This is a genomic window from Enterobacter cloacae complex sp. P43RS, from assembly GCF_014930585.1.
Lineage (GTDB): Bacteria > Pseudomonadota > Gammaproteobacteria > Enterobacterales > Enterobacteriaceae > Enterobacter > Enterobacter bugandensis.
The window spans coordinates 543,995-562,667 of sequence record NZ_JADBRJ010000002.1; the positions used below are offsets into that span (position 1 = coordinate 543,995).

General features: G+C 55.1%; 15 protein-coding genes and 2 tRNA genes. 4 read left to right on the top strand and 13 right to left on the bottom strand.

Features of this window, described 5'->3' with window-relative positions:
- The first annotated feature begins 16 nt into the window (after window positions 1-16).
- The 3 genes from IM294_RS06415 to IM294_RS06425 all read left to right on the top strand — a co-directional run bounded on the left by IM294_RS06415 (window position 17) and on the right by IM294_RS06425 (window position 2,984).
- Window positions 17-1,012, top strand: a complete 996-nt coding sequence (locus IM294_RS06415; RefSeq protein ID WP_193360313.1) for a peptidase U32 family protein — start codon at window positions 17-19, stop codon at window positions 1,010-1,012.
- A gap of 7 nt (window positions 1,013-1,019) precedes the next feature.
- Entirely contained in the window at window positions 1,020-1,898 is an 879-nt protein-coding gene (locus IM294_RS06420; RefSeq protein ID WP_041907896.1) for a U32 family peptidase, read from the top strand.
- A gap of 78 nt (window positions 1,899-1,976) precedes the next feature.
- On the top strand, window positions 1,977-2,984 hold the full coding sequence (locus tag IM294_RS06425) for an LLM class flavin-dependent oxidoreductase (protein ID WP_047367057.1): 1,008 nt from the start codon (window positions 1,977-1,979) through the stop codon (window positions 2,982-2,984).
- An 84-nt stretch (window positions 2,985-3,068) separates the two neighbouring features.
- On the opposite strand, the gene mtr is transcribed toward IM294_RS06425, so the two are convergent.
- From mtr to IM294_RS06485, 12 genes are all read right to left on the bottom strand, one after another.
- Window positions 3,069-4,313, bottom strand: a complete 1,245-nt coding sequence (gene mtr / locus IM294_RS06430; RefSeq protein WP_028014544.1) for a tryptophan permease — start codon at window positions 4,311-4,313, stop codon at window positions 3,069-3,071.
- A 142-nt stretch (window positions 4,314-4,455) separates the two neighbouring features.
- Window positions 4,456-6,351, bottom strand: coding sequence for a DEAD/DEAH family ATP-dependent RNA helicase (locus IM294_RS06435; protein ID WP_041907893.1), 1,896 nt, complete (start codon window positions 6,349-6,351; stop codon window positions 4,456-4,458).
- Window positions 6,344-6,424 carry a protein YrbN gene (yrbN, locus tag IM294_RS22230; protein ID WP_100122156.1) on the bottom strand — a complete coding sequence of 27 codons (81 nt, stop codon included), beginning with the start codon at window positions 6,422-6,424 and terminating at the stop codon, window positions 6,344-6,346. Before yrbN ends, IM294_RS06435 begins: the two co-directional genes overlap by 8 nt.
- A 107-nt stretch (window positions 6,425-6,531) precedes the next feature.
- On the bottom strand, window positions 6,532-7,416 hold the full coding sequence (gene nlpI, locus IM294_RS06445; protein WP_028014546.1) for a lipoprotein NlpI: 885 nt from the start codon (window positions 7,414-7,416) through the stop codon (window positions 6,532-6,534).
- 108 nt (window positions 7,417-7,524) lie between these two features.
- The gene (pnp, locus tag IM294_RS06450) at window positions 7,525-9,663 is read right to left on the bottom strand and encodes a polyribonucleotide nucleotidyltransferase (protein ID WP_028014547.1); all 2,139 of its coding nucleotides are present in this window, start codon (window positions 9,661-9,663) and stop codon (window positions 7,525-7,527) included.
- Between the two features lie 242 nt (window positions 9,664-9,905).
- Window positions 9,906-10,175, bottom strand: a complete 270-nt coding sequence (gene rpsO, locus IM294_RS06455) for a 30S ribosomal protein S15 (RefSeq protein WP_003861789.1) — start codon at window positions 10,173-10,175, stop codon at window positions 9,906-9,908.
- Between the two features lie 154 nt (window positions 10,176-10,329).
- On the bottom strand, window positions 10,330-11,280 hold the full coding sequence (truB, locus tag IM294_RS06460) for a tRNA pseudouridine(55) synthase TruB (protein WP_045260076.1): 951 nt from the start codon (window positions 11,278-11,280) through the stop codon (window positions 10,330-10,332).
- On the bottom strand, window positions 11,280-11,684 hold the full coding sequence (gene rbfA / locus IM294_RS06465; RefSeq protein ID WP_041907887.1) for a 30S ribosome-binding factor RbfA: 405 nt from the start codon (window positions 11,682-11,684) through the stop codon (window positions 11,280-11,282). Before rbfA ends, truB begins: the two co-directional genes overlap by 1 nt.
- A 101-nt stretch (window positions 11,685-11,785) precedes the next feature.
- Entirely contained in the window at window positions 11,786-14,473 is a 2,688-nt protein-coding gene (gene infB, locus IM294_RS06470) for a translation initiation factor IF-2 (protein ID WP_041907885.1), read from the bottom strand.
- Window positions 14,474-14,497: 24 nt separating this feature from the next.
- A complete protein-coding gene (gene nusA, locus IM294_RS06475) occupies window positions 14,498-16,000 on the bottom strand; it encodes a transcription termination factor NusA (protein WP_014885374.1) in 1,503 nt (500 codons plus the stop codon).
- A gap of 28 nt (window positions 16,001-16,028) precedes the next feature.
- The gene (rimP, locus tag IM294_RS06480; protein ID WP_014833432.1) at window positions 16,029-16,481 is read right to left on the bottom strand and encodes a ribosome maturation factor RimP; all 453 of its coding nucleotides are present in this window, start codon (window positions 16,479-16,481) and stop codon (window positions 16,029-16,031) included.
- A gap of 207 nt (window positions 16,482-16,688) precedes the next feature.
- A tRNA-Met gene (locus IM294_RS06485) sits at window positions 16,689-16,765 on the bottom strand.
- A gap of 287 nt (window positions 16,766-17,052) precedes the next feature.
- On the opposite strand from IM294_RS06485, the gene argG reads away from it, so the two are divergent.
- Window positions 17,053-18,399: an argininosuccinate synthase gene (gene argG / locus IM294_RS06490; protein ID WP_193360314.1), complete on the top strand. Its 1,347-nt coding sequence runs from the start codon at window positions 17,053-17,055 to the stop codon at window positions 18,397-18,399.
- A 179-nt stretch (window positions 18,400-18,578) separates the two neighbouring features.
- Here argG and IM294_RS06495 read toward each other — a convergent pair.
- A tRNA-Leu gene (locus tag IM294_RS06495) sits at window positions 18,579-18,665 on the bottom strand.
- Window positions 18,666-18,673 lie beyond the last annotated feature (8 nt).

An 18,673-nucleotide genomic window follows, 5' to 3' on the forward strand; every position in this document is an offset into this window, starting at 1 on the left:
TACATCAGGATAATTTATGGAGCTGCTCTGCCCTGCCGGAAACCTTCCGGCGCTTAAGGCGGCCATCGAGAATGGGGCCGATGCGGTCTATATCGGGCTGAAGGATGACACCAACGCCCGCCATTTTGCTGGCCTTAACTTTACGGAGAAAAAGCTTCAGGAAGCCGTTAACTTCGTTCATCAGCACCGCCGCAAGCTGCATATTGCCATCAACACGTTCGCCCATCCTGACGGTTACGCCCGCTGGCAGCGCGCGGTGGACATGGCAGCACAGCTGGGCGCCGATGCGTTAATCCTGGCCGACCTCGCCATGCTTGAGTATGCGGCAGAACGCTATCCGCATATTGAGCGCCACGTCTCTGTTCAGGCATCTGCCACCAACGAAGAGGCGGTGCGTTTTTACCATCAACACTTTGACGTCGCCCGCGTGGTGCTGCCGCGCGTGCTCTCTATTCATCAGGTTAAGCAACTCGCGCGCGTCACGCCAGTGCCGCTGGAGGTTTTTGCCTTTGGTAGTCTGTGCATCATGGCCGAAGGCCGTTGCTATCTTTCTTCTTACTTAACCGGTGAATCGCCGAATACCGTCGGGGCCTGCTCCCCTGCCCGCTTCGTCCGCTGGCAGCAGACCCCACAGGGGCTGGAGTCGCGTCTGAATGAAGTTCTGATCGACCGCTATCAGGACGGTGAAAACGCGGGTTATCCGACGCTGTGCAAAGGCCGCTACCTGGTCGACGGCGAGCGCTACCACGCGCTGGAAGAGCCCACCAGCCTTAACACGCTGGAGCTGCTGCCGGAGCTGCTGGCCGCCAATGTTGCCTCGGTGAAAATTGAAGGTCGCCAGCGCAGTCCGGCATATGTGAGCCAGGTGGCGAAAGTGTGGCGTCAGGCCATCGACCGCTGCATGGCGGACCCGCAGAACTACGCCCCACAGGCGGCGTGGATGGAGACGCTCGGCTCGATGTCCGAAGGCACGCAAACCACGCTGGGCGCGTATCACCGTAAATGGCAGTGAGATAACCATGAAATATTCATTAGGGCCGGTGCTCTACTACTGGCCAAAAGAGACGCTGGAAGATTTTTACCAACAGGCCGCCACCAGCAGCGCCGATGTGATTTACCTCGGTGAAGCAGTATGCAGCAAACGCCGCGCCACCAAAGTGGGCGACTGGCTGGAGATGGCGAAAAGCCTGGCCGGGAGCGGCAAGCAGGTGGTGCTGTCAACGCTCGCGCTGGTGCAGGCTTCGTCCGAACTGGGCGAGCTGAAGCGCTACGTCGAAAACGGTGAGTTTCTGCTGGAGGCGAGCGACCTGGGCGTGGTGAACATGTGCGCCGAACGCAGGCTGCCGTTTGTCGCAGGCCATGCGCTGAACTGCTATAACGCCGTCACCCTGCGCCTGCTGCTCAAACAGGGAATGACCCGCTGGTGCATGCCGGTGGAGCTCTCCCGTGACTGGCTGGCAAACCTGCTGAATCAGTGCGACGAGCTGGGCATTCGCCATCAGTTCGAAGTGGAAGTGCTGAGCTACGGTCATCTGCCGCTGGCCTACTCTGCCCGCTGCTTCACCGCGCGCTCGGAAGATCGCCCGAAAGATGAATGTGAAACCTGCTGCATCAAGTACCCGAACGGGCGCAGCATGCTGTCGCAGGAGAACCAGCAGGTATTCGTCCTGAACGGCATTCAGACCATGAGCGGTTACGTCTATAACCTCGGCAACGAACTGGCGTCGATGGACGGGCTGGTGGACATGGTGCGTCTGTCGCCGCTGGATACCAGCGTTTTCGCGATGCTGGACGCCTTCCGCGCTAACGAAAACGGCGCGTCGCCGCTGCCGCTGGCGGCAAACAGCGACTGCAACGGTTACTGGAAACGTCTGGCCGGGCTGGAACTTCAGGCCTAAAAAAGGCTCACTTTGTTAACAACGGTTATCATTTTTTAATGCAGTATTAAAGATTGACCGTCGACAAAGTGAGCTGTTATGACTGACAAAACCATTCCGTTTTCGGTGCTGGATCTGGCGCCGATCCCACAAGGCTCCTCGGCAAGAGAAGCCTTCACGCACTCTCTCGATCTGGCTCAGCTGGCCGAAAAGCGTGGCTATCACCGCTACTGGCTGGCAGAACATCACAACATGGTCGGCATTGCCAGCGCCGCTACATCGGTGCTGATTGGCTACCTGGCAGCGAATACCACCACTTTGCACCTTGGCTCCGGTGGCGTGATGCTGCCGAACCACGCCCCGCTGGTGATAGCCGAGCAGTTCGGGACGCTTAATACCCTCTATCCGGGCCGTATTGACCTGGGGCTTGGCCGCGCGCCGGGCAGCGACCAGCCGACCATGCGCGCCCTGCGCCGCCATATGAGCGGCGATATCGATAACTTCCCGCGCGACGTGGCGGAACTGGTGGACTGGTTCGACGCGCGCGATCCGAACCCGCACGTGCGCCCGGTGCCGGGCTATGGCGAGAAGATCCCGGTATGGCTGTTAGGCTCGAGCCTGTATAGCGCACAGCTCGCCGCGCAGCTGGGGCTGCCGTTCGCGTTCGCCTCCCACTTCGCGCCGGATATGCTCCATCAGGCGCTGCACCTCTACCGTACGAACTTCAAACCGTCCGAGCGTCTGGAGAAGCCGTACGCGATGGTGTGTATTAACATCATTGCCGCTGACAGCAATCGCGACGCGGAATTCCTGTTTACCTCTATGCAGCAGGCGTTTGTGAAGCTGCGCCGCGGCGAGACGGGCCAGTTGCCGCCTCCGGTGGAAAATATGCATCAGCTGTGGTCGGCCTCCGAGCAGTATGGCGTGCAGCAGGCGTTGAGCATGTCGCTGGTGGGTGATAAGGCAAAAGTGCGTCACGGGCTGGAAGCAGTGCTGCGTGAAACGCAGGCGGATGAAATTATGGTCAACGGCCAGATTTTCGATCACCAGGCGCGTTTACATTCATTTGACCTGGCGATGCAGGTGAAAGAAGAATTGGTGGGGTAGTTTTTTGCCGGATGGCGGCTTCGCCTTATCCGGCCTACGCGGTCCCTGTAGGCCCGGTGAGCGTAGCGCCACCGGGCAATGTGTTTACTGGTACACAGGCAACAGGTTAAAGCTCGACAGCACGTGAACCAGCGCGTTACCCACCCCAAATACCAGGATCAGCGCAATCATCGGTTTACCGCCCCAGACGCGGAATTTCGGACTGCCGAAGCGTTTACGTGATTTACGTGCCAGCAGCGCTGGCACAATCGCCGCCCAGATGGTGGCCGCCAGCCCTGCATAGCCGATGGCATAGAGGAACCCGTTCGGCCACAGCAGACCGCCGACAATCGGCGGCAGGAAGGTCAGCAGCGCCGTCTTGAAACGCCCCATCGCAGAATCGTCAAAGCCAAACAGATCCGCCAGGTAGTCAAACAGGCCCAGCGTCACACCGAGGAATGAACTCGCCACCGCAAAGTTGGAGAAGACCACCAGCAGCAGATCCAGACTGCGGCTGTTCAGTACGCCGCTCAGCGCCTGCACCAGCACGTCAATGTTACCGCCCTTTTGCGCAATGCCGATAAACTCCGGGCGCGGGATGTTGCCCATTGTCCCCAGCAGCCAAATCACATACAGCCCAAGCGCCAGCAGCGTGCCGTAGACCAGGCACTTCACGATGGTGCGCGGATCCTTGCCGTAGTACTTCATCAGGCTCGGCACGTTGCCGTGGTAGCCGAACGACGCCAGACAGAACGGCAGAGTCATTAGCAGATACGGCGTGTAGGAGGTATTAACTTCCGCAACGTTAAACAGCGTGGCGGGCGTAACGTGCCCCAGCAGGCTGCCGAAGGTCAGGAAGAAGGTGATGACCTTAGCGCCCAGCACAATCGCCGTCATGCGGCTCACCGCTTTGGTGCTCATCCAGACGATAAACGCCACGCCCAGCGCAAAGCAAAGCCCGGCCAGACGCGCCGGAACGTTCAGCGACATCTCCGAAAAGGTGTGATGCAGAATCGAGCCGCTTGCTGAGATGTACGCGTAGGTCAGGATGTAGAGCACAAATGCGATGGAAAGGCCGTTCACCAGGTTCCAGCCTTTGCCCAGCAGATCTTTGGTGATGGTGTCGAAGCTGGAGCCAATGCGGTAGTTCAGGTTCGCTTCAAGGATCATCAGGCCGGAATGCAGCATGCAGAACCAGGTGAACACCAGCGCGGCCAGCGACCAGAAGAACCACGCACCGGACATGACCACGGGCAGGGAAAACATCCCGGCACCTATAATGGTTCCGCCGATGATCACCACGCCGCCAAGCAGCGAAGGTGACGTTTGGGTGGTGGTTAGTGTCGCCATACAGCCTTTTCTCCAGTTAATCATGCGGTTCTGCATTTTAGTGTGATGCACTGTACCAGTACAGGAGTACAAAGGGAATAAAAAAAGCCCCGATAGCGTGTATCGGGGCTGTATATTTTACTTTACGTCAGAAGCGAAAGGCTTACGCGTCACCGAAACGACGACGGCTGGTGCCTTCTTCACGACGTGGGCCACGGCTTTCGCGGCGCTCGCCGGAGAAACGACGACCTTCACCACCGCGACCTTCACTGCGACCGCCTTCACGACGCTCGCCGCCGAAACCGCGACCACCGCCACGACGTTCGCCACCGCGGTCAGGACGTGGCTGTGCATCGCCCAGCAGCTGCATGTTCATCGGCTTGTTCAGGATGCGGGTGCGAGTAAAGTGCTGCAGTACTTCGCCCGGCATGCCTTTTGGCAGTTCGATGGTGGAGTGGGATGCAAACAGCTTGATGTTACCAATGTAACGGCTGCTGATGTCGCCTTCGTTAGCAATCGCGCCAACGATGTGACGAACTTCAACACCATCATCACGGCCCACTTCAATGCGGTACAGTTCCATATCGCCTGCGTCACGACGTTCACGACGTGGACGGTCTTCACCACCACGCTCTGGACGGTCGCCGCGTGGACCACGGTCGTTACGGTCGCCACGACGTTCGAAACGATCGTCACGGTCACGGAACTCACGCTTAGGACGCATCGGTGCATCTGGTGGCACGATCAGGCTACGTTCGCCCTGAGCCATTTTCAGCAGTGCTGCAGCCAGAGTTTCCATGTCCAGCTCTTCGCCTTCAGCGACAGGCTGGATCTGCGACAGCAGTGCGCGGTACTGATCCAGATCGCTGCTTTCCAGCTGCTGCTGTACTTTCGCGGCGAATTTTTCCAGACGGCGTTTGCCCAGCAGATCTGCGTTTGGCAGGTCGGCTTCTGGAATGGTCAGCTTCATGGTGCGTTCAATGTTGCGCAGCAGACGACGCTCGCGGTTCTCAACGAACAGCAGCGCACGGCCAGCACGACCCGCACGACCGGTACGACCGATACGGTGAACGTAAGACTCGGAGTCCATCGGGATGTCGTAGTTTACAACAAGGCTGATACGCTCAACGTCCAGACCACGTGCTGCCACGTCGGTTGCAATCAGGATATCCAGACGACCGTCTTTCAGACGTTCCAGCGTCTGCTCACGCAGGGCCTGGTTCATGTCGCCGTTCAGCGCTGCGCTGTTGTAGCCGTTACGCTCCAGCGCTTCAGCCACTTCCAGGGTCGCATTTTTGGTACGCACGAAGATAATCGCCGCATCAAAATCTTCCGCTTCCAGGAAACGGACCAGCGCTTCGTTTTTGCGCATGCCGTACACGGACCAGTAGCTCTGGCTGATGTCCGGGCGAGTGGTCACGCTGGACTGAATACGCACTTCCTGCGGCTCTTTCATGAAGCGGCGGGTAATGCGACGGATCGCTTCTGGCATGGTTGCAGAGAACAGAGCGGTCTGGTGACCTTCCGGGATCTGCGCCATGATGGTTTCTACGTCTTCGATGAAGCCCATACGCAGCATTTCATCTGCTTCATCCAGTACCAGGCCGCTCAGTTTAGAGAGGTCCAGAGTACCGCGCTTCAGGTGATCCAGCAGACGGCCCGGCGTACCGACGACAATCTGTGGGCCCTGGCGCAGGGCGCGTAACTGCACGTCATAACGCTGGCCGCCGTACAGGGCTACTACGTTTACGCCGCGCATATGTTTAGAGAATTCCGTCATTGCTTCAGCAACCTGAACAGCCAGTTCACGAGTTGGAGCCAGGACGAGGATCTGCGGTGCACGCAGGTCCGGATCGATGTTGTTCAGCAGCGGCAGCGAGAACGCTGCAGTTTTACCGCTACCAGTCTGGGCCATGCCCAGCACGTCACGACCAGAAAGCAGATGCGGGATACATTCTGCCTGGATCGGAGATGGTTTTTCGTAACCCAGATCGTTAAGGGCTTCAAGGATAGGAGCCTTCAGGCCCAGATCTGCAAAAGTGGTTTCGAATTCAGCCATGTAGTACGAGTGCCTCAATGTCAATGGCGGCCAGTCTACTTAGCTCATCGTGAAAATGATTAGCAATTTTCATTGAAAAGTGTGAACCGGCTCAAAGTAGGTGTATTGACGAACAACAACGCCCTCACCAGTGAAGGTGATGGCAATCAAAAGATTACGGGCTGATGTTTATGTCGTCAGCTATTGCTGGTCCGATTCTGCCAGGTCGTCTTGCTCCTGGCCCAAGAGCGATAATTCCAACAATGCATAACGGTGCTCAACGAAGTTATGTACGTTGTTAGCAACCGCTAATTTGAACAGTGCCGTAGCGCTGTCCATATCCCCCAGACTTAGGTAGTACTTACCTAAATAGAAGTTGGTTTCACTGAGATGCTCAGCGAGCGAGGTGTTATCCGTTGCGTCCGCCTTGAGGCGTTCCATCAGCGTTGCTTCGCTAATGTTGCCCAGGTAGAACTCGACAATGTTCCATCCCCACTGTTCCTTATCCGATTTCTCGAAGCGCTGTTGTAGTGCTTCTTTTGCCTGCTTCTCATCGAGCTTCCGCTCAACGATGTAAAGCCACAGGCTACGGAAAGGATCATTAGGATCGTCTTGATAAAACGCCAGCAGATCATCTTGCGCTAACTTATCACGACCGCCGTAATACAATGCGATACCGCGATTCAAGTGCGCGTAGTTGTAAGTTGGATCAAGCTCAAGTACAGAATCAAACGCTTCATAGGCAGCATCAAAATTGCCTGCCTGCGTTAAATAAATGCCTAAGTAATTGAATACTTCAGGCATATCAGGTCGGATAGCCAGCGCTTGTGAAAAATCATTTCGCGCTAATGCCCTCAGACCGAGACTATCATACAACACTCCGCGCTCATATAAAAGCTGTGCGCGTTCGTCATCGGTTAAAGCCCGACTGGCAAGTATTTGTTCCATGCGTGCCAGAATCACTTCCTGCTGCAAAGTCGGTTGCAATGGCACTGCGAGGACTTCGCTCTTACGCCAGGCAGAGTTGCTGCATCCTGCCAGCGTTAAAGCTGTCGCAACGAAACACCAGCGCAAAAAAGGCTTCATTTCCCACTCCCGAAGACAACTATTGGATGAACGTCCTGTCCCCCGGCGGCTTAACAAGGCGTCCTGCCTGATAACAGGCCCTCCGCAAAGCGGAGGGCAAATGGCAACTTACTCGCCTTGCTGTTCAGCAGCCGGAGCTTCCGGTGCCGCAGCAGGTTGAGACTGCTCGGTTGCTTCTTTAATGCTCAGACGGATACGGCCCTGACGGTCAACTTCCAGAACCTTAACCGGCACTTCCTGACCCATCTGCAGGTAATCGGTCACTTTCTCAACGCGCTTGTCAGCGATCTGAGAGATGTGAACCAGACCTTCTTTACCGCCACCGATGGCAACGAACGCACCAAAGTCAACGATACGGGTCACTTTACCCGCGTAGACGCGGCCCACTTCGATTTCAGCAGTGATCTCTTCGATGCGACGGATAGCGAATTTCGCTTTCTCGCCGTCGGTTGCTGCGATCTTCACAGTACCGTCATCTTCGATTTCGATGGTGGTGCCGGTCTCTTCGGTCAGCGCGCGGATAACAGAACCGCCCTTACCGATAACATCTTTGATCTTGTCTGGATTGATCTTGATGGTGTGAATACGCGGAGCGAATTCAGAGATATCACCGCGTGGCGCGTTGATAGCCTGTTCCATCACGCCCAGGATGTGCAGACGTGCACCTTTAGCCTGGTTCAGAGCAACCTGCATGATCTCCTTGGTGATACCTTCAATTTTGATATCCATCTGCAGGGCAGAGATACCGTCGCGGGAACCCGCTACTTTGAAGTCCATATCACCCAGGTGGTCTTCGTCACCCAGAATGTCAGACAGAACAACGAAGTTGTCGCCTTCTTTCACCAGACCCATTGCGATACCCGCAACGGCGGCTTTGATCGGCACGCCTGCATCCATCAGCGCCAGAGAAGCACCACACACGGAAGCCATGGAAGAAGAACCGTTGGATTCGGTGATTTCAGAAACCACGCGAACGGTGTACGGGAATTTATCAGCTTCCGGCATCACTGCCAGCACGCCGCGCTTCGCCAGACGACCGTGACCAATTTCACGACGCTTCGGTGAGCCAACCATACCGGTTTCGCCCACAGAGTACGGAGGGAAGTTGTAGTGGAACAGGAAGTTGTCAGTACGCTCGCCCATCAGTTCATCGATGATCTGCGCGTCACGTGCGGTACCCAGGGTTGCGGTAACCAGCGCCTGCGTTTCACCACGGGTGAACAGCGCAGAACCGTGAGTACGCGGCAGTACGCCAGTGCGTACGTCCAGACCACGAATCATGTCTTTTTCACGGCCATCGATACGCGGTTCGCCTGCCAGCACGCGGCTACGAACAACGTTTTTCTCGATAGCGTGCAGAATTTCGCCAATTTCGTTAGCGTCCAGCGTTTCGTCTTCGGCAACCAGGGTCGCGGTTACTTCAGATTTGATCGCGTCAACCTGAGCGTAACGCTCCTGTTTGTCGGTGATGCGGTACGCGTCGCTCAGACGAGATTCTGCCAGTGCCGCAACGCGTGCGTTCAGCGCGTCGTTTGCTGCTTCTGGCTGCCAGTCCCAACGTGGCTTACCGGCTTCTTTCACCAGGTCGTTGATGTTCTGGATAACAATCTGCTGCTGCTCGTGACCGAACACCACTGCGCCCAGCATCTGGTCTTCGCTCAGCAGTTCAGCTTCGGATTCAACCATCAGCACAGCCGCTTCAGTACCGGCAACAACCAGGTCCAGCTTACTTTCTTTCAGCTCTTCCTGAGTTGGGTTCAGCACGTACTGGTCATTAATGTAACCGACGCGCGCGGCACCGATTGGGCCATTGAATGGAATACCAGACAGTGACAGGGCAGCAGACGCACCGATCATCGCCACGATGTCCGGGTTAACCTGTGGGTTAACGGAAACAACGGTCGCGATAACCTGCACTTCGTTAACGAAGCCTTCCGGGAACAGCGGGCGAACCGGGCGGTCAATCAGACGCGCGATCAGGGTTTCGCCTTCGCTTGGACGGCCTTCACGACGGAAGAAGCCACCCGGGATTTTACCGGCAGCGTAGGTACGCTCCTGGTAGTTAACGGTCAGCGGGAAGAAGTCCTGACCTGGTTTAGCTTTTTTCTGGCCCACAACGGTCACGAATACCGCGGTGTCATCCATGCTTACCATAACGGCAGCAGTCGCCTGACGTGCCATCATGCCGGTTTCCAGCGTGACGGTATGTTGACCATACTGGAATTTACGAACGATCGGATTCAGCAAAATTCTATCCTTTCTTAAATGTATGACAGCACACCGCCGGCGTGCTGTCGATTTAACCCGACCTTCTTCGCATCCTCGCGACTAATGACAACCGACACCCCCATGGGTGAAGCCTCTCATTAGCCGCGCGAACCTCTGCAATGAAGATCATTTATAGCAACAATACAATAGTTTCCATTGAATTGCTGCCGTCTGGTTGAAAAAAGGGGCCATCAGGCCCCCTTTTCTGAAACTCGCAAGACTTAGCGACGCAGACCCAGACGCTCGATCAGCGCGGTGTAGCGTGCAACATCTTTACGCTTCAGGTAGTCGAGCAGTTTACGACGCTGAGAAACCATGCGCAGCAGACCACGACGGCTGTGGTGATCTTTTTTGTGCTCTGCAAAGTGACCCTGCAGGTGGTTAATCTGTGCAGTCAGCAGTGCAACCTGAACTTCGGTAGAACCGCTGTCGTTAGTACCACGACCAAACTCAGAAACGATTTTAGCTTTAGCTTCAACGCTTAGAGACATTTTCAAACTCCAAAGTATAAAAAATGTAAGGGTGCCGATCTCTAATTCAGCGACCCCATGTACGCCCCGCAGATTGTTAAACAATTTACCGGGCGTTAAGCGGCGATATTCTACTCGTCTCCCCTGCTTATCGCAAGGTGAGGCGTAATCACCGTCACGCGTCGACCGGATATTCGACGACCAGACGACGCGGCGCAACGCGCCCTTCACCGTCCATTTCGCCCATACCGATGAATTTCCCTTCGTCACCTTCCGTCACGCGTACCAGTCCATCCAGCGGCGCATCCGCCGTACGAACCGGGTTTCCGTTCTTAAAGTAAACGGACGATGTTAAAGGAAGATTAACGATCGGGAAGTCCGCTGCCGGACTGTCCATTGGCATCAGCAGTGGATCCAGCAAATCTGCTGGTTCCACTCCCTGCGCTTGTGCCTGCTCAGCCAGCGCGCGCAGCTGCTCAAGCGTCACCATGCGTTCCACCGGATATTTACTGACCGCCAGACGACGCAGGTAGATCACATGCGCGCCGCAGCCCAGCTTTTCACCGAGATCGTCAATGATGGTGCGAATATAGGTCCCTTTCGAACAGTGGACTTCCAGCTCCAGCTCGTCACCTTCGTGGCGAATGAACAGCAGCTCATACACGGTTATCGGACGCGCTTCGCGCGGGACGTCAATTCCCTGGCGCGCATATTCGTAGAGCTTCTTGCCCTGATATTTCAGCGCCGAATACATCGACGGCACCTGCATCGTGTCTCCGCGGAAGCTCTCCAGGGCCGCATCAAGCTGTTCGGCGCTGAAGGTCACCGGGCGCTCTTCCACCACCTGACCATCCGCGTCGGAAGTATCCGTACGCTGGCCCAGTTTAGCGATAACGCGGTAGCGTTTATCGGAATCGAGCAGGTACTGGGAAAACTTTGTTGCTTCACCCAGGCAAATCGGCAGCATGCCGGTCGCCAGCGGATCCAGCGCGCCGGTGTGGCCCGCACGGTTAGCGTTATAAATACGCTTCACTTTTTGCAGCACGTCGTTACTGGATGCACCTTGCGGTTTATCCAGCAGCAGCACGCCATGCACGTCGCGACCGCGACGACGAGGACGACTCATCAGTCCTCCTTGCTGTCGTCCGTCGGGTTAACACGACGTTCGTCGTCATGTTTCACCACGCTGGTCACCAGGTTGGACATGCGCATACCTTCGACCAGCGAGTTGTCGTAGAAGAAGGTCAGCTCGGGAACAATACGCAGGCGCATCGCTTTGCCGAGCAGAGAGCGGATGAAACCAGAGGCTTCCTGCAGTGCTTTAATGCCGTTTTTAACCGCCGCTTCGTCCTGATCGTTCAGGAAGGTCACGAACACTTTGGCATAGGCCAGGTCACGAGACATTTCCACGCCAGAGACGGTGGTCATCATACCGATACGCGGGTCTTTGATTTCGCGTTGCAGGATAAGCGCAATCTCTTTCTGCATCTCCTGCGCCACGCGCTGTGGGCGACCAAATTCTTTCGCCATAATAAATTCTCCAGACAAAAAAGGGGCTAACAGCCCCTTTTAAAATTATTGCCGGGTGGCACGAGGCGATCCCGGCCTACATATGGACTTATCCCTAAGGATTAGTCGATGCTGCGTTGGATCTCGATGATTTCGAACACTTCGATCATATCGCCAACGCGAACGTCGTTGTAGTTCTTAACGCCGATACCACATTCCATGCCGTTACGGACTTCGTTAACGTCATCTTTGAAGCGGCGCAGGGATTCCAGCTCGCCTTCGTAGATAACCACGTTGTCACGCAGTACGCGGATTGGGTTGTGACGCTTGATGGTACCTTCGGTAACCATACAGCCCGCGATCGCACCGAATTTCGGTGATTTGAACACGTCACGCACTTCAGCCAGACCGATGATCTGCTGTTTCAGCTCAGGAGACAGCATACCGCTCATCGCGGCTTTCACTTCGTCGATCAGGTTATAGATGACGGAGTAGTAGCGCAGATCCAGGCTTTCCGCTTCGATCACGCGGCGAGCAGATGCATCAGCACGCACGTTGAAGCCAACCAGGATAGCGTTGGACGCCGCAGCCAGGGTTGCGTCGGTTTCGGTGATACCACCTACGCCAGAACCGATGATCTTCACTTTCACTTCGTCGGTAGACAGTTTCAGCAAGGAGTCGGAGATCGCTTCCACAGAACCCTGAACGTCCGCTTTCAGAACGACGTTCACTTCGTGAACTTCGCCTTCAGCCATGTTCGCAAACATGTTCTCAAGTTTAGATTTCTGCTGACGCGCCAGCTTAACTTCACGGAATTTGCCCTGACGATACAGTGCCACTTCACGCGCTTTCTTCTCGTCACGCACAACGGTCACTTCATCACCGGCAGCCGGAACACCGGACAGCCCCAGGATTTCCACTGGAATGGACGGACCTGCTTCCAGCACTTCCTGACCCAGTTCGTTACGCATCGCACGAACACGACCGTATTCGAAGCCACACAGAACGATGTCGCCCTTGTTCAGCGTACCTTCGCGAACCAGAACCGTTGCAACCGGACCACGACCTTTATCCAGGAAGGATTCGATTACCGCACCGCTCGCCATACCTTTACGAACGGCTTTCAGCTCCAGAACTTCGGCCTGAAGCAGGATAGCGTTCAGCAGGTCGTCGATACCAGTACCCGCTTTTGCAGATACAGGGATGAACTGCGCTTCGCCGCCCCACTCTTCCGGCATAACGCCGTACTGAGACAGTTCGTTCTTCACGCGGTCCAGATCGGCTTCTGGCTTATCGATTTTGTTGACCGCAACAACCAGAGGCACCTGCGCCGCTTTCGCGTGCTGGATAGCTTCAATGGTCTGTGGCATAACGCCATCGTCTGCTGCAACAACCAGTACAACGATATCCGTAGCCTGAGCACCACGAGCACGCATTGAGGTGAACGCTGCGTGGCCTGGGGTATCCAGGAAGGTGATCATGCCGTTTTCGGTTTCTACGTGGTAAGCACCGATGTGCTGGGTAATACCACCCGCTTCGCCGGAGGCAACTTTCGTAGAACGAATGTAGTCGAGCAGAGAGGTTTTACCGTGGTCAACGTGACCCATGATGGTCACAACCGGTGCACGCGGTTCAGCCGCAGCGCCAGTGTCACGGTCGCTCATTACTGCTTCTTCCAGCTCGTTTTCACGACGCAGGATAACTTTGTGGCCCATCTCTTCGGCAACCAGCTGTGCGGTTTCCTGGTCGATAACCTGGTTGATGGTCGCCATTGCGCCCAGCTTCATCATCGCTTTGATGACCTGAGAGCCTTTAACCGCCATCTTGTTTGCCAGATCGCCAACGGTGATGGTTTCGCCAATCACGACGTCACGGTTAACCGCCTGAGCTGGCTTCTGGAAGCCCTGCTGCAGAGAAGAACCTTTACGCTTGCCGCCTTTACCACCGCGAACCGCTGCACGAGCTTCTTCGCGGTCAGCTTTAGATTCAGCGTGTTTGTTACCTTTCTTAGCCGGACGCGCGGCTTTTGCATTACGACCACGGCCACGGCCGCCTTCTACTTCACGGTCGTTATCATCTTCAGCCTGACGCGCATGCTGAGAAGTGGTCACGTGATAGTCGCTGGTGTCTTCAGTCGGTTCAGCGGTATTCACGCCATTCTTCTCGTTTTCTTCTGCCATACGGCGCGCTTCTTCAGCGACGCGGCGAGCTTCTTCTTCCAGCTTACGGCGGGCTTCTTCTTCCGCTTTACGCTTCAGCTCGGCAGCTTCATTTTCACGGCGGGCTTTTTCAGCCTGGGCGGTTTTGGTCATTTCGTCTGTCTGTTGATTGCTCACTTTGTCTTTTTCCGCAGCGTCACGCTTCACTTTATCACTGGCGTCGCGTTTCGCTTTTTCTGCGGCCTCACGTTCAGCTTTTAATTCTGCTTCACGTTTGGCGGCTGCTTCCGCCTCACGCTGAGCTTGTTCTTCCGCTTCACGCTGTGCCTGCTCTTCCGCGGCAAGGCGTTCTGCCTCTTGCGGATCACGTTTTACAAAGGTGCGCGTCTTGCGGACTTCAATTTGTACCGATTTGCTTTTGCCACCGGTACCAGGAATGTTTAACGTGCTGCGCGTTTTGCGCTGCAGCGTTAACTTGTCAGGCGTAGAACCGTGTTCGCGGTTCAGGTGCGTTAACAAGGTTTGTTTTTCTTGCGCGGTCACCGAGTCATCAGCGGACTTCGGGATCCCTGCATCAGCAAATTGCTGTACCAGGCGGTCCACGGAGGTCTGAATCTCAGCAGCCAGCGATTTTACAGTTACATCAGTCATGCTGTTCCTTCCTGCTACAGTTTATTACGCTTCGTCGCCGAACCAGCAAATATTACGTGCGGCCATGATGAGTTCGCCGGCTTTCTCGTCGGTTAAACCTTCGATATCGGCCAGGTCATCAACGCCTTGCTCAGCGAGATCTTCCAGCGTACAAACACCACGGGCAGCCAGCTTGAACGCAATCGCACGATCAAGACCTTCCAGATTCAGCAGGTCATCAGCCGGCTTCTTATCGCCAAGGCTTTCTTCCTGAGCCAGTGCCAGGGTGGTCAGTGCGTTTTTAGCGCGTTCACGCAGGGCTTCAACGGTTGGCTCATCCAGACCGTCAATTTCCAGCAGCTCTTTCATTGGCACATAGGCCAGTTCTTCCAGCGTAGAGAAACCTTCTTCTACCAGAACAGTGGCGAAGTCTTCGTCAATGTCGAGGTATTTGGTGAAGGTATCGATCGCCGCATGGGCTTCAGCCTGATGCTTAGCCTGCAGGTCATCAACGGTCATGACGTTGAGTTCCCAGCCGCTCAGCTGTGACGCCAGGCGTACGTTCTGACCGTTACGGCCAATCGCCTGCGCCAGGTTGCCCGCTTCAACAGCGATATCCATGGTGTGTTTGTCTTCGTCAACAACGATAGACGCGACATCAGCCGGAGCCATTGCGTTGATCACGAACTGCGCCGGGTTGTCGTCCCACAGAACGATATCAATACGCTCGCCGCCCAGTTCGGTAGAAACCGCCTGAACGCGCGCACCGCGCATACCGACGCAAGCACCGACCGGGTCGATACGCTTGTCGTTGGTTTTCACCGCAATTTTCGCACGAGAGCCTGGATCGCGAGCTGCTGCTTTGATCTCAATAACTTCTTCGCCGATTTCCGGCACTTCGATGCGGAACAGTTCAACCAGCATTTCTGGTTTAGAACGGGTCACGAACAGCTGTGCACCACGCGCTTCAGGGCGCACGGCGTACAGAACACCACGAATACGGTCGCCCGGGCGGAAGTTTTCACGCGGCAGCATGTCTTCACGCAGGATCACGGCTTCAGCGTTGCCCGGCATCCCTTCGGATTTAATTTCCAGAGAGATGTTGTCACGGTTCACTTTCTTCACCACGCCGGTGATGATCTCGCCTTCCTGATCGCGGAACTGATCGACAACCAGCGCGCGCTCGGCTTCGCGCACTTTCTGCACGATAACCTGCTTAGCGGTCTGGGTGGTGATACGGTCGAAGGTCACAGATTCAATCTGATCTTCAACGTAGTCACCCACGTTCAGACTTTCGTCTTCAAAACGTGCCGCTTCCAGGGTGATCTCTTTGGTCGGCTGGGTCACTTCTTCAACGATTACCCAACGACGGAATGTATCGAAGTCACCGCTTTTACGATCGATTTCTACGCGAACATCGATCTCTTGTTCGTATTTTTTCTTGGTTGCTGTAGCCAGTGCACTTTCCAGCGCTTCGAAAATTTTCTCACGCGGCAGTGATTTCTCGTTGGAGACGGCTTCAACAACAGCCAAAATTTCTTTGTTCATCGCGGGCTTTTCACCTCAATCCAGACTGTTAAAAGTGGGGAACCAGGTTCGCCTTCTGGATATTACTCAGCGCGAACACTTCATCTTTGCCTTCGACTGTTACCGTGATCATTTCACCATCAACGGCTTTGATAATTCCCTGCCATTTACGGCGGTTCTGTACGGCCATACGCAGAACGAGAGCCACTTCTTCACCGGTAAAGCGCACATAGTGCTCGGCCGTGAACATCGGGCGATCCAGGCCAGGTGAGGAAACTTCCAGGTTGTACGCAACGGTAATCGGGTCTTCAACATCAAGAACCGCACTCACCTGGTGGCTGACATCAGCACAATCATCAACATTGATGCCATCTTCACTATCAATATAGATGCGCAGCGTCGATGTACGGCCGCGAACGAATTCGATGCCGACCAGTTCGTAGCCCAGTGCTTCGACCGGTGCAGTAATCATCTCTGTTAATTTTTGCTCTAATGTGGACAAGCCCACCCCCAAGACATAAAAAAAGGGCGTAAAGCCCAGTTATTCTGTAGTCAGATAACAAAAAACCCCGATAAATCGGGGCTTTAGATAACTGAACCCTATAGCCACAACTGTGGCCTGGAGCACTCTCCGAAAGAATTTTTTCAAATCCAGCTACGAAGGCTCTAAGTCTTCACAGTATATTTGAAAAAGAACTTTATGGGAAAGTGGTTGCGGGGGCCGGATTTGAACCGACGACCTTCGGGTTATGAGCCCGACGAGCTACCAGGCTGCTCCACCCCGCGCCTGAAACGTGGCAAATTCTACGCGTTTTGGACAGAATTTGCAAATAATGCTGGGATTTGGTACCGAAGACGGGACGTAAAATCGGCGTTTAGTATATTGATAGTTGACCCCACCTGTCAACCCAGCTTCCGCCAGAGAGAACAGACCAAATTTTTTACAAAAAACGCATGAGTCTCTTCCGGTATTCGATAAAAGATGATTAAATGAATACTCACTTATTTTGCATAAAAATGCACAAGAGAACGAAAGCGGTCTCTAATCAGTCAATCAAGCAGGGTTTTATTCTATGACGACGATTCTCAAGCATCTTCCGGTAGGACAACGTATTGGCATCGCTTTCTCAGGCGGCCTGGATACCAGCGCTGCACTGCTGTGGATGCGCCAGAAGGGAGCGGTTCCGTATGCATATACTGCGAACCTGGGTCAGCCGGATGAGGACGATTACGATGCTGTTCCTCGTCGCGCTAAAGAGTATGGCGCAGAAAACGCGCGACTGATTGACTGCCGTAAGCAACTGGTTGCTGAAGGTATCGCCGCTATTCAGTGCGGTGCGTTCCATAACACCACGGGCGGCCTGACCTATTTCAACACCACCCCGCTGGGTCGTGCCGTCACCGGCACCATGCTGGTTGCCGCCATGAAAGAAGATGGCGTGAACATCTGGGGTGACGGCAGCACCTATAAAGGCAACGATATCGAACGTTTCTATCGTTATGGCCTGCTGACCAACGCGGAGCTGCAGATCTACAAGCCGTGGCTGGACACCGACTTCATCGACGAGCTGGGTGGTCGTCATGAGATGTCTGAGTTTATGATTGCCTGCGGCTTTGACTACAAAATGTCCGTTGAGAAAGCCTACTCTACCGACTCCAACATGCTGGGCGCGACGCACGAAGCGAAGGACCTGGAGTTCCTGAACTCCAGCGTGAAGATCGTTAACCCGATCATGGGCGTGAAGTTCTGGGACGAGAGCGTGAAGATCCCGGCAGAAGAGGTGACCGTGCGTTTCGAACGTGGTCATCCGGTTGCCCTGAACGGTAAGACCTTCTCTGACGACGTTGAACTGATGCTGGAAGCAAACCGCATCGGCGGTCGTCACGGTCTGGGCATGAGCGATCAGATTGAAAACCGTATCATCGAAGCGAAAAGCCGCGGTATCTATGAAGCTCCGGGGATGGCGCTGCTGCACATCGCTTACGAGCGTCTGCTGACCGGTATTCACAACGAAGACACCATCGAGCAGTATCACTCTCATGGTCGTCAACTGGGCAAACTGCTGTATCAGGGTCGCTGGTTCGATCCGCAGGCGCTGATGCTGCGTGACGCGCTGCAGCGTTGGGTAGCGAGCGCGATCACTGGTGAAGTGACGCTGGAACTGCGTCGTGGTAACGACTACTCCATTCTTAACACCGTGTCGGACAACCTGACCTATAAAGCCGAGCGTCTGACCATGGAAAAAGGTGAGTCTGTGTTTTCTCCGGACGATCGTATTGGTCAGTTGACCATGCGTAACCTGGACATCACCGATACCCGTGAGAAGCTGTTCAACTACGTTGAGAATGGTCTGCTCTCCGCGAATTCCGGTAACGGCCTGCCGCAGGTTGAAAACCTGGAGAATAGCGATAAGAAGTAATCGCTGATGTAACATGCAAAAGGCGCCCAATGGGCGCCTTTTTGTTTGGCTTTTGTAGGGCGTGTAAGCGCAGCGCCACCCGCCATTTTGCCCAGAGGCGCTGCGCTTACCGGGCCTACGAACGGCAAAAGCTACAGACGAAAAAAAAGACGTCTTGCGACGTCTTTCTTCTGGAATATTGGTACCGAGGATGGGACTCGAACCCACAAGCCCGTTAGGGCACTACCACCTCAAGGTAGCGTGTCTACCAATTCCACCACCTCGGTACGGAATA